This is a genomic window from Streptomyces sp. NPDC029164 (assembly GCF_055563995.1).
Genome location: NZ_JBVHWW010000021.1, coordinates 35813 through 47194 on the forward strand (window position 1 = coordinate 35813; position 11382 = coordinate 47194).

At 73.1% G+C, this 11382-nt stretch carries 11 protein-coding genes, 1 other RNA gene and 1 pseudogene; 7 read left to right on the top strand and 6 right to left on the bottom strand.

Annotated elements, in window-relative coordinates; all coding sequences use genetic code 11:
- Positions 1–109 precede the first annotated feature (109 nt).
- The 4 genes from ACZ4VT_RS21060 to ACZ4VT_RS21075 all read right to left on the bottom strand — a co-directional run bounded on the left by ACZ4VT_RS21060 (position 110) and on the right by ACZ4VT_RS21075 (position 1993).
- The gene (locus ACZ4VT_RS21060) at positions 110–595 is read right to left on the bottom strand and encodes a hypothetical protein (RefSeq protein WP_467951633.1); all 486 of its coding nucleotides are present in this window, start codon (positions 593–595) and stop codon (positions 110–112) included.
- A gap of 54 nt (positions 596–649) precedes the next feature.
- Positions 650–946, bottom strand: a complete 297-nt coding sequence (locus tag ACZ4VT_RS21065; protein WP_467951635.1) for a hypothetical protein — start codon at positions 944–946, stop codon at positions 650–652.
- Positions 933–1478: an RNA polymerase sigma factor gene (locus ACZ4VT_RS21070; RefSeq protein WP_362814720.1), complete on the bottom strand. Its 546-nt coding sequence runs from the start codon at positions 1476–1478 to the stop codon at positions 933–935. Before ACZ4VT_RS21070 ends, ACZ4VT_RS21065 begins: the two co-directional genes overlap by 14 nt.
- Positions 1479–1639: 161 nt before the next feature.
- On the bottom strand, positions 1640–1993 hold the full coding sequence (locus ACZ4VT_RS21075) for a response regulator (protein ID WP_467951766.1): 354 nt from the start codon (positions 1991–1993) through the stop codon (positions 1640–1642).
- Between the two features lie 219 nt (positions 1994–2212).
- Here ACZ4VT_RS21075 and ACZ4VT_RS21080 point away from each other — a divergent pair, with 219 nt between their 5' ends.
- From ACZ4VT_RS21080 to ACZ4VT_RS21090, 3 genes are read left to right on the top strand one after another with little or no spacing between them, the layout of a single operon-like run.
- On the top strand, positions 2213–3067 hold the full coding sequence (locus ACZ4VT_RS21080) for a MaoC/PaaZ C-terminal domain-containing protein (protein ID WP_467951637.1): 855 nt from the start codon (positions 2213–2215) through the stop codon (positions 3065–3067).
- 25 nt (positions 3068–3092) lie between these two features.
- Complete coding sequence (locus tag ACZ4VT_RS21085) at positions 3093–4169, top strand: Zn-dependent alcohol dehydrogenase (protein ID WP_467951638.1); 1077 nt, start codon at positions 3093–3095, stop codon at positions 4167–4169.
- Positions 4170–4226: 57 nt separating this feature from the next.
- Positions 4227–5168, top strand: a complete 942-nt coding sequence (locus ACZ4VT_RS21090) for a 3-oxoacyl-ACP reductase (RefSeq protein WP_467951640.1) — start codon at positions 4227–4229, stop codon at positions 5166–5168.
- Between the two features lie 52 nt (positions 5169–5220).
- Here ACZ4VT_RS21090 and ACZ4VT_RS21095 read toward each other — a convergent pair whose 3' ends face one another.
- Positions 5221–6291, bottom strand: a complete 1071-nt coding sequence (locus tag ACZ4VT_RS21095) for a hypothetical protein (protein WP_467951642.1) — start codon at positions 6289–6291, stop codon at positions 5221–5223.
- A 237-nt stretch (positions 6292–6528) separates the two neighbouring features.
- On the opposite strand from ACZ4VT_RS21095, the pseudogene ACZ4VT_RS21100 reads away from it, so the two are divergent.
- From ACZ4VT_RS21100 to ACZ4VT_RS21115, 4 genes and pseudogenes are all read left to right on the top strand, one after another.
- Positions 6529–7279: pseudogene (locus ACZ4VT_RS21100) on the top strand (ABC transporter substrate-binding protein); the annotation flags it as partial.
- A 40-nt stretch (positions 7280–7319) separates the two neighbouring features.
- Positions 7320–8177, top strand: coding sequence for a Nif3-like dinuclear metal center hexameric protein (locus tag ACZ4VT_RS21105; RefSeq protein WP_467951644.1), 858 nt, complete (start codon positions 7320–7322; stop codon positions 8175–8177).
- A complete protein-coding gene (locus tag ACZ4VT_RS21110; RefSeq protein ID WP_467951767.1) occupies positions 8174–8917 on the top strand; it encodes a zinc ribbon domain-containing protein in 744 nt (247 codons plus the stop codon). Before ACZ4VT_RS21105 ends, ACZ4VT_RS21110 begins: the two co-directional genes overlap by 4 nt.
- 5 nt (positions 8918–8922) lie before the next feature.
- Positions 8923–10239 (top strand): bifunctional RNase H/acid phosphatase, encoded by a 1317-nt coding sequence (locus ACZ4VT_RS21115; RefSeq protein ID WP_467951768.1) that lies wholly within the window; start codon positions 8923–8925, stop codon positions 10237–10239.
- 714 nt (positions 10240–10953) lie between these two features.
- Here the strand turns inward: ACZ4VT_RS21115 and rnpB are convergent.
- Positions 10954–11355: RNase P RNA component class A (rnpB, locus tag ACZ4VT_RS21120), an RNA gene on the bottom strand.
- Between the last annotated feature and the right edge of the window lie 27 nt (positions 11356–11382).

Below are 11382 nucleotides of genomic sequence, written 5' to 3' on the forward strand. Positions count from 1 at the left end.
GGGCTCTGCCCCCGGCCCCCCGCGCCTCAAGCGCCGGCGAGGCTGAAAGAGCGGGGGCTCGGGGGCGGAGCCCCCGCAGCGGCGCCGCACCCGCGCAGCCGCGCGACCGTCACAGCCGGAAGACGCCGCGCCAGGTCCACCCCGCGGCGAGGACCGCTTCGCGGAGGGGGGTCTTCACCGCCGCCGAGCTGAAGCCGGACTCCGGGACCATGCGGCGGCGGCCGTCCGGGCCCCTTTCGAACGTCCACCGCTTGGAGAAGGAGTTGACGGGACCGCGGATGTGCTTCAGGTTCCCGCCGTCGAGCGACCGCTCGCCCGGCTCCAGGCGTTCCCACCGTTCGTCCAGCGTGCGCACCTCGCGGGCCCGTGCGTCCAGGCGCAGCAGGGTGTGGCCCCGCACGGGGTGCGGGCCGCCCCGCGGGAGCCGCCACACCGCCACCAGCTGGGCGCCTTCCTTCGCGGTGCCCTCGCGCAGGACGAACGGCGCGTCCGGGCCGTCGAGCGCCAGCAGCGCGGCCCGGACCTCCGCGGCGGAGCGGGGCGCTGTGCCGGGGGCGGGGCGCCGGGTGCCGGTCAGCTTGTCGAAGAGGCCCATCGGGCCAGCCTACGAAGTCCCGGCTCCCGGCGGCACGGCGCACCTGCCCGCCGGCTACCCGGCCCCCTGCCGGGCCGGCTTCAGTTCGCACCGGCCGTCCGTGCACTCCCGGCGGAGCCGGCCCCGCGAGACGGTCTCGGCCAGGCCGATCGCCCAGCACATCGGGCAGCCGCGCAGGGCGACCAGGCCGACCGGGGCGAGGAGCAGGGCGGCCGGGCCGAAGACCGGGAGCAGGGCGAAGGCCGCGATCAGCGAACCGAAGCCCACCGCGCCGCGCGCCAGGTGCCGGGGCACGGACGCGCTCGCGAAACCGGAGCCGGACGTGCCGGCGGTTGCGTCAGTGGAGGGCACGGGTGTCTCCCAGGGAGTGCTGAACGGCCGCGCGGGCCCGGTGGAGCCGCGACTTCATCGCGGCTGTGCTGAGACCGAGGGACTCCGCGGCCATCCGCCCGCTGTAGCCCTGGACGTCCCGCATGATCAGTACGCGCCGCTGGTCCGCCGGCAGGGCGGCGATGGCCTCCGCCACCCGCCCGGCCTCCAGCCGCTGCAGCACCTCGTCCTCGGCCGACATCACGGCGGTCTCCGGCAGCGGCGCCCGCTCCCGCGGCATCAGCCGGGCCCGGCGCAGGCACTCGTTGCGGACGATGCGGAACATCCACGAGGCCAGGGCGCCGGACGCGCGCAGCATGCCGATCCTCCGGTAGAGGATGATCAGCGCCTCCTGGGCCGCGTCCTCGGCGTCCTCGCGCGACGCGCACAGCGAGTGCGCGAAGCGCCGTACGTTCGGGTGCGATCCGGTGACCAGGGCGGTCAGCGAGTCGAGGTCACCGCCCTGCGCGGCGACGATCAGCGCCTCACCGGGCCAGTCCGTGCGGTCAGCCACGGGTCCGGCCCCGTCCGCGGCGACGCAGTACGAGGACGCACGTGCAGAGCAGGACGAGCGCACCGGCACCCACGAGAACAGCGGTCACGACAACCTCCAGGTCATGTGCCGACCTTGGCACCGGCACGTACACACAAGAGGCGCGACCCCCGGATAAGGATTCACCCCAGGGCCGGGTCGACCACCGTCTCGCCCATCGAGGCGCGGCGGATCGAGTCCGCCAGGTCCTCGATCGGGCCGTCGCGCAGGATCAGGCCCGCCGCCCCGGCGGCGAGCGCGGAGGCGGCCAGGCCGGGGTGCGCCGAGCCCGTCAGGACGAGGATCCGGCACTCCGGGTCCTCCGCCAGCAGGGCCGTCACGGCCCTGACCTCCTCGACCAGCGCCACCGCCGGCCGGGCCGTCAGGTCCCGCACGACCTCGATGTCCGGCACGAGGCCGAGCTGGAGCGCCAGGGCCGGGTTGTGCGGATCCAGCAGGACCCGTAGGGCGCGGACCTGGCGGTGTTCCACGGGCATTTCGTCCACCTGGAAAGCTTATCTGACGCGAAGTCAGGAGTCTTCCCGGCTGGTCTTCCCAACTGTGGGGGCGTGCGTTATACATTCCCTCACCGGCCGGTCCTAGAACGCGTTCTAGAACCGGCCCCCGTATACGACCTCGGTGCGGCCGACGGTGCGGACGGCCGCACCGAGGTCTTCCAGGGCAGCGACACGCCAACGACAGGGAGCCGCATCCTCATGCCGATCGATGCCGCCAGGGCCCTCGCCGCCGACCCCCGCAAGGGGGACATCGGCTGGGACCACAAGGACATCCAGCTCTATCACCTCGGCCTCGGCGCGGGCCTGCCGGCCACCGACCCGGACGAACTGCGCTACACCCTCGAATCCAAGCTCCACGTCCTCCCCAGCTTCGCGACCGTCGCCGGCGCCGGCATGGCCATGATGGGCGGCCTCGCCGCCCCCGGCATCGACGTCAACCTCGCCCACGTCCTGCACGGCGGCCAGTCCATCGAGCTGCACCGGCCCATCCCCGTCAAGGGCAACGCCACCTCCTGCGCCAAGGTCGCCGCCCTCTACGACAAGGGCAAGGCGGCCGTCATCGTGCTGCGCACCGAGGTCGCGGACGCCGACGGGCCGCTGTGGACCAGCGACGCGCAGATCTTCGTACGGGGAGAGGGCGGCTTCGGCGGCGAGCGCGGCCCCTCCGCCAAGGAGGAGCTGCCGCAGCGCGCCCCCGATCGGGTCGAGGAGCGGCACATCCGCGAGGACCAGGCGCTCCTCTACCGCCTCTCCGGCGACTGGAACCCCCTGCACGCCGACCCCGAGTTCGCCAAGCTGGCCGGCTTCGACCAGCCCATCCTGCACGGCCTGTGCTCGTACGGGATGACCCTCAAGGCCGTCGTCGACACGGCGCTCGGCGGGGACGTCTCCCGCGTCCGCGCCTACCGCACGCGCTTCGCCGGGATCGTCTTCCCGGGCGAGACGCTCCGCATCCGGATGTGGCAGGAGCCCGGCCGCGTCCTGGTGTCGGTGACCGCCGTCGAACGGGACGACGCGCCGGTCCTCGCCGACACCGTCGTCGAACACTCGTAGTCGTACGCCCTTAAGGAGCCGCACCGTGCGCGCAGCACTGCAGAGCGAGATCGGCCAGGACAAGCTCGAAGTCGTCGAGGACATGGAGGCCGTGGGCTTCGGCCCCGGCAAGGTCAGGATCCGCATCAAGGCCACCGGCCTGTGCCACTCCGACCTCTCCGCGATGAGCGGCGTACTGCCCCAGCCCGCCCCCTTCATCCCCGGCCACGAGGGCTCCGGCGTGATCGTGGACGTCGGCGACGGGGTCACCAGCCACAAGATCGGCGACCGCGTCCTCGTCTGCTGGCTGCCGCCGTGCGGGCACTGTCCCTCCTGCAAGCGCGGCCAGGGCCACCTGTGCCTGGAGGCCTTCGGGAACGTCGCCACCCCCAACTTCAAGCGGGCGGCCACCGACATCTTCGGCTTCGCCGGCACCGGCACCTTCTCCGAGGAGATGGTCGTACCGGCCGCCTGCGCCATCCCGATCCCCGAGGACCTGCCCTTCGACATCGCGGCGCTGATCGGCTGCGGCGTCACCACCGGGCTCGGCGCGGCCATCAACACCGCCAAGGTGGAGGCCGGCTCCTCGGTCGCCGTCATCGGCTGCGGCGGCGTCGGCATATCCGTCATCCAGGGCGCCAAGGTCCAGGGCGCCGCCCAGATCGTCGCCGTGGACCCGGTCCAGTCCCGGCGCGAGGCGGCACTGCGGTTCGGCGCCACCGAGGCGGTCTCCCCCGAGGAGTTCGCCGACGCCAAGAACCGGATCACGGCCGGCGAGGGCTTCGACTACGTCTTCGAGGTCGTCGGCAAGTCCGCGACCGCGCAGAAGGCGTACGAGATGACGCGCCGCGGCGGCTCCGTCGTCATCGTCGGCGCGGGCGCCCTCGACGACAACTTCCAGATCAACATGTTCTCGCTGTTCTTCGACGAGAAGAAGATCCTGCCGTCGATGTACGGCGGCGGCGACGTGCTCCGCTCCTACGAGCGCACCATCGCGCTCTGGCGGGCCGGCCGCATCGACCTGGAGAACCTGATCACCCACCGGGTGAGCCTCGCCGAGATCAACGAGGCACTCGACCAGATGCGCACGGGCGTCGCCCTGCGCACCTGCATCGAACTCTGACCCCTTCTCTGACCCGTTCTCTGACCCGTTCTGCCGATTCCGAGGGGAAACGTACGGATGTCACTGCCACTTGAGGGACTCTCCGCCATCGTCACGGGCGCGGGCCGCGGGCTCGGCCGGGCCGAGGCGATCGAGCTCGCCCGGCTCGGCGCGAGCGTGGTCGTCAACGACTTCGGCCAGCCCGGCCGCGACGGCTCGGGGGAGGCCTCGGCCGCCCCGGCGGAGGAGGTGGCCGCGGAGATCCGCGCGGCGGGCGGCCGGGCGGTCGCGCATCTGGGCGACGTGGCCGACTTCGAGCAGGCGCGCGAGCTGGTCGAGCTGGCCGTGAGCAGCTTCGGGAAGCTCGACATCCTGGTCAACAACGCGGGCATCCTGCGTGACCGGATGGTCTTCTCGATGTCGGAGGAGGAGTGGGACTCGGTGATCCGGGTCCACCTCAAGGGCCACTTCAACACCACCCACTTCGCCTCCGTGCACTGGCGCGAGCGCTCGAAGGCGGTGGGCGGCCCGGTCTACGGCCGGATCGTCAACACCTCCTCCGAGGCCTTCCTCGGCGGCTCGGCCGGCCAGCCCAACTACGCGGCGGCCAAGGGCGGCATCGTGGGCCTGACCACCTCGACCGCCCTGGCCCTCGCCAAGTACGGGGTGACGGCCAACGCCATCTGCCCGCGCGCCCGCACCCGGATGACCGAGGACGTCTTCGCCGGCTTCGAGGTCCCGGAGGACGGCAAGCTGGACGCCCTGGCCCCCGAGCACGTCTCCCCGCTCGTCGGCTACCTGGCCTCGCCCGCCTCCGCCAAGGCCAACGGCCAGCTGTTCGTCGTACACGGCGGCATCGTCGTCGTCATGGAACGGCCGAAGGTGGCCGCCAAGTTCGACACGGGCAAGGAGGCCTTCTCCTACGAGGAGCTCGACGAGGTCCTGACCCCGCACTACGACTCCCGCCCGGCGAACGAGACCTTCGCCGCGACGGAGGTCCTGGGCCTCAAGCACGCCTGACCCGCCTGACCGGCCTGACCCGCCTGCCGGGACCGCCGCCGCGCCCCGCCCCCTACCGCCCCGACAGCGGAGCCTGCTGGAGGGGCACCGGGCGGGGCGGGGCCGGCGGCGGATCCAGCCGGACCGGCGGGGGAGGGGAGACCGGCAGGGTCAGGCCGAGGATCCCGCACGGCACGTCCGGCGTCGCGTACGGGAGGTGCAGGCGGCCCTGCGGACTCCACAGCCCGGCACCGCCGAGCCAGCCGGCCGGGGCGGCCAGCCGGAACACGTGCCGGTCGGCGGGACGCCACAGGGCGATGTCCCCCTCGGGCAGCCGCAACGCCACCCCGCAGGTCTCCGGCATCAGGGCCTGGCCCGGCTGCACGGCGAAGGGGAGCGCCTCCCCGAGCCGCAGACACTCCGGGAAGCGGACCGGACGCGAGCTGCCCAGCACCCCCCAGCCCAGGCGCGGGTCGCCCGGGGCGTCGGAGCGGATCAGCAGCAGCCCGCTGTCCGGATCCGCCAGCAGCAGCCGGTCGTCACTGTCCTCGGCGATCTGCAGCAGCGGGGAGACCTCGCCGCGCCCCAGGTCCACGGCGACGGCCTTGGTCGTGCCCTCCAGCTCCCGGTCCAGAGCCAGCAGCCGGCCCACCCGGTCCAGCCACACGCCGCCGGAGCACCGCCCCGGGATCCGGGCGACCGGCTGCGGCCCGAAGGAACACCCGGCCACCTGCCACACCGTGGTCACCCCGTCCGCGGTGGCCAGCGCGAAGGCGTCGGAACCGTCCGGGGACGGTGGGAGCAGCCGCACCCGTACGCCCTCCTCCGCGTCCACCGCGCCCAGCTGGAGCTCCCCGGTGCGCGGCCCGGCCGCCGCGCCCGTCGGGTACAGCAGCGCGAAGGCGTGCCGCTCCGCGACCCGCCGGTGGATCAGCACCCGCCCGTCGGTCAGCGGCAGCACCTCACTGTCGGCCTCCTCGGGCTGCGCGAGCGGCAGCGGAACCGCGTACGGCTCGGGCCCGGCCAGGGTCCAGCGCTCCACGAAGCGCGCCTCTCCCTCCCCGGCCAGCCGGGCGGCGTACGACCCGTCCGCCGCGATGGTGAACGGGGCCATGGTCGTCATTTCGATGGCACAGACAGACATCCGTGCGTCACCTCCGGAGGGGAAGCTAGTTTTCGGGCTTCCTGCCGAACAACACGACCAAGGCGGCTTCACACATACGGGTGTCCGGGTGGCGATTCGTTTGTGGTGGACGAGGCGATTGTGCTGTGCGATATCGGGGCGTTTAGGGTGAGGCGAAGTGAGGTATTCCTTACCGGATGCCCGGATCGGCCCTCTGTCCCCACCCCCAGGATTCGTCACATGTCCTTGCGACGCCGCGGAACCGCCGCCGTCGCCCAGGGCGGCGAGGAGTTCGGCGAGGCCGCCGCGAAGACCGCCGCGTTCGGGACCACCGCCGCGCCCGGCCGGTTTCCGCGCACCGTCGCCCACGCCATGCGCGCCAAGCCTCAACCTGGAAGCGATCAACGCGCTCAAGACCCGACCTGATCCTCTCCTCGGCAGCCGGCTGCGCGCCGCCGACCAGTACCCCGCGCTCACGAAGATCGCCCCGACCGTGGTCTCCAATCCGCCCCGGCTTCCCGTGGAAGGAGAACCACCTCCTGAACGCGGCCGCGCTCGACAAGAGCGCCGGGGCCGGGACCAAGCTCGCCGCCTACCAGGCCAAGGCGGAGCAGCTCGGCCACGACCTCGGCGAGAAGAAGCCGACCGTCACGATGCTGCGCTACATGCCCGGCAAGACCCGCCTGTACGCCGGGGCCTCCTTCATCGGCACCATCCTCAAGGACACCGGCCTGCCGCGCCCGCAGAACCAGCAGGTCGAGGACCTCGCCGTCGAGCTCAGCCCGGAGCGCATGGACGAGGCCGCCGCCGACTCGATCTTCACCGGCGTCTACGGGGCCAAGGACAAGACCAAGCGCGACTCGGCCGAGGCCACCCGCTGTGGAAGGGCCTGGAGCCCGTGCAGCAGGGCCGGGCCAAGGACGTCCCGGACGAGACCTGGCACCTGGGCCTCGGCGTGACCGCCGCCGACAAGGTCCTCGACGACCTGCGCGGCTTCCTGGTCCCGTAGTCCGGGCGGGTCGTGGTGACGGGGACGGTAGCCTTGGCCCGTGCCCCGTCTCTCTGAAGTCATCGCCGCGCTGGACGCTCTCTGGCCCCCCTCGCGGGCCGAGCAGTGGGATGCCGTCGGAACCGTCTGCGGCGACCCCGAAGCCGAGGTCAGCCGGGTCCTGTTCGCCGTGGACCCCGTCCAGGAGATCGCCGACGAGGCGGTGAAGCTGGGCGCCGACCTGATCGTCACCCACCACCCCCTCTACCTGCGGGGCACCACCACCGTCGAGGCCGGCACCTTCAAGGGCCGCGTCGTACACACGCTGATCAAGAACGACATCGCGCTGCACGTCGCCCACACCAACGCCGACACCGCCGACCCGGGCGTCTCCGACGCCCTCGCCGGCGCGCTCGACCTGCGGATCACCGGCCCGCTGGTGCCCGACCCGACCGACCCCGAGGGCCGCCGGGGCCTCGGCCGGCTCTGCGAACTGGACCACCCCGAGACCCTGCGCGAGTTCGCGGCCCGCGCCGCCGCCTGGCTGCCGCAGACCGCGCAGGGCATCCGCTTCGCCGGCGACCCGGACGCCCTCATCCGCACCCTCGCCGTCAGCGGAGGCTCCGGCGACAGCCTCTTCGAGCAGGTCAGGGCCGCGGGCGTGGACGCCTTCCTGACCGCCGACCTGCGCCACCACCCGGTGTCCGAGGCCCGCGAGCAGAGCCCGCTCGCCCTCGTCGACGCCGCCCACTGGGCCACCGAGTGGCCCTGGTGCGAGCAGGCCGCCGCGCAGCTCGACGCGATCTCCGAGCGCAAGGGCTGGGGTCTGCGCACCCATGTCTCGCGCACGGTCACCGACCCCTGGACGGCGCACGCGCCGTCCGTCGCACACCCTTCTATCCCTGGAGCCCCCAACTGAACGCCGAGCCCGCCGACCAGATCCGACTTCTCGACGTCCAGGCGCTGGACGTCCGGCTGTCTCAGCTCACCCACAAGCGCAAGTCGCTGCCCGAGCACGCCGAACTCGACTCGCTCACCAAGGACCTGACGCAGCAGCGCGACCTGCTCGTCGCCGCCCAGACCCAGGCGAGCGACACCGCGCGCGAGCAGACCAAGGCCGAGCAGGACGTCGACCAGGTGCGCCAGCGCGCCGTCCGCGACCAGCAGCGGCTGGACTCCGGCGTCGGCATCTCGGCCCGGGACCTGGCGAACCTTCAGAGCGAGGTCGTCTCCCTCGCCAAGCGCCAGGGTGATCTGGAGGACGTGGTCCTGGAGGTCATGGAGCGCCTGGAGGCCGCGACGGAGCGCGTCACCGAGCTCACCGAGCGCGTCTCCGCCCTGGAGGCCAAGGTGGCGGACGCCACCGGGCGCCGGGACGCGGCCACCGCCGAGATCGACGCCGAGGCCGCGAAGGTCACCAAGGACCGCGAGGTCATCGTCACGTCCATGCCGACGGACCTGATGGCCCTGTACGAGAAGATCCGCGTCAAGCAGGGCGGGGTCGGCGCCGCGCGCCTGTACCAGCGCCGCTGCGAGGGCTGCCGGCTGGAGCTCGACATGGCCGAGGTGAACGAGATCAAGGCCGCGGCCCGCGACCAGGTCGTACGTCACGAGAACTGCGGCCGCATCCTGGTCCGTACGGCGGACTCGGGCATCTGATGCCGATGCTCGCCGGGTTCGTCGTGGAGGCGGACGGCGGGTCCCGGGGCAACCCGGGACCCGCCGGCTACGGCGCGGTCGTCCTCGATCCGGCGACGGGCGAGACGCTGGCCGAGCGTGCGGAGTACATCGGCGTCGCGACGAACAACGTGGCGGAGTACAAGGGCCTGATCGCCGGGCTCAAGGCGGCCCGCGAGCTCGCGGCGGACGCGCGGGTCCTGGTGCGGATGGACTCCAAGCTCGTCGTCGAGCAGATGTCGGGCCGCTGGAAGATCAAGCACCCGGACATGAAGCCCCTGGCGGCGGAGGCGGCGAAGATCCTTCCGCGCGCCCAGGTGACGTACGAGTGGATCCCGCGCGAGAAGAACAAGCACGCGGACCGGCTCGCCAACGAGGCGATGGACGCGGGCAAGCGCGGCAAGCAGTGGGAGCCGTCCGACTCCACGGCCGCGCTGGACGCCTCGGCGGCGCGGAGCCTGGCGGGGCCTGTTCCGTCCGGCCCGCCCGGGGACGCCGCGGCGGGCGCCGCAGCCGTCCGGGCCGCCCTCGCCGCCGGAGGCGTCACGTCTTCACGCGATGCGGCCGGGCCGGCTCCGGCTGCCGCCGACACGCTCTTCGTCCCGGACGGGACGCGCGTCGCCGACCGGGCTCCTGCGGCCGACGCGCCCGCCCGGGGCCAGGGCTGGGGCCCGGACATGGGTGCGCCGGCCACCTTCGTGCTGCTGCGGCACGGGGAGACCGCGCTCACCCCGCAGAAGCGCTTCTCCGGCAGCGGGGGGTCCGACCCCGAGCTGTCCCCGGCCGGCCGCCGCCAGGCCGCCGCCGTGGCCGAGGCGCTCGCCGCGCGCGGCACAGTCCAGACGGTCATCAGCTCGCCGCTGCGCCGCTGTCGCGAGACCGCGCAGGCGGTCGGCGACCGCCTCGGCCTGACCGTGACGGTCGAGGAGGGGCTGCGCGAGGTGGACTTCGGTGCCTGGGAGGGCCTGACCTTCGCCGAGGTGCAGGAGCGTTTCCCGGACGACCTCCAGGCCTGGCTGGACTCCCCGAGGGCGGCGCCCACGGGCGGCGGCGAGAGCTTCACGGCCGCCACCCGGCGGATCGCGGCCACGCGTGACCGGCTGCTGGCCGTGCACGCGGGCCGTACGGTCCTGCTCGTCACCCACGTGACCCCGGTCAAGATCCTGGTCCGCCTCGCCCTGGGGGCCCCGCCGGAAGCGCTGTTCCGCATGGAACTGTCGGCGGCCTCGCTCTCGGCCGTCGCCTACTACGCCGACGGCAACGCCTCGGTCCGTCTGTTGAACGACACGTCGCACTTGCGGTAGCCCCCGCGGGTTGGCTGCGCCGCTTGGGCGGGGTGGGGGCCGGTTGTGCCGGGGTCGGGCGCGGGTTGGCTGCGCCGCTTGGGCCGGCGTGCGGGGGGGCCGGTTGTGCCGGGGTCGGGCGCGCGCCGGGGTGTCTCCTCGGGCGCCGAACGTGTCGGGGGGTCGGAGAGATCGGCCTTGTTGTGTTCGGCGCCCTGCGGGGACACCCCGACACACACCCGACCCCGTCCCAACCGGCCCGGCTGTGACTCCAACCCCTCGGCACCATCCAGCTCGCCGCACCAAATTCAGCCTCCGCCGCACGATCCAGCCCCTCCGGCGTTTGAGGAGCGGGGTGCGGGGCGGAGCCCCGGTCTTTGAGCCGCACTGTTCGGCCTTGCCGCACCACTTCGGCCTCCGCCGCACGAATTCAGCCCCTCCGGCGTTTGAGGAGCGGGGTGCGGGGCGGAGCCCCGGTCTTTGAGCCGCACTGTTCGGCCTTGCCGCACCACTTCGGCCGCCGCACAAATTCAGCCCCTCCGGCGTTTGAGGAGCGGGGTGCGGGGCGGAGCCCCGGTCATTGAGCCGCACCATCGGCCTTGCCGCACCACTTCGGCCTCCGCCGCGGCGCGGGATGCGGGGCGGAGCCCCGGTTTTTGAGTCGCGCCATCCGGCTTCGGCGCACCGGCGCGGGGGCCGCCCCGGACCGGAGAAAGCGGTTCGGGGCGGAAGGGGCAGACGAGCCGGCCTGTACGCCGGGTTCTGTCACCCGGTGACCTCGCGGTCGCCGGGGAGACGGCCATCCATCTAGGACCGGTGTTGCCACCGGCCTCGTGCGGTCTACCCGCGAACTCGGGCGGGCAGCCCTCGATCGTTCGCGCAGACCCGTCCAAGGACGGATCCTCTTGACCTTGCTCCGGGTGGGGTTTACCTAGCCGCCTGAGTCACCTCAGGCGCTGGTGGTCTCTTACACCACCGTTTCACCCTTACCGGGGACCGAAGTCCCCGGCGGTCTGTTTTCTGTGGCACTGTCCCGCGGGTCACCCCGGGTGGGCGTTACCCACCACCCTGCCCTGTGGAGCCCGGACGTTCCTCGGCGGGATCCGAGGATCCCGACGCGGCCGCCCGGCCGACTCGTCTGCCGTGGTGGACATGTTACCCGGG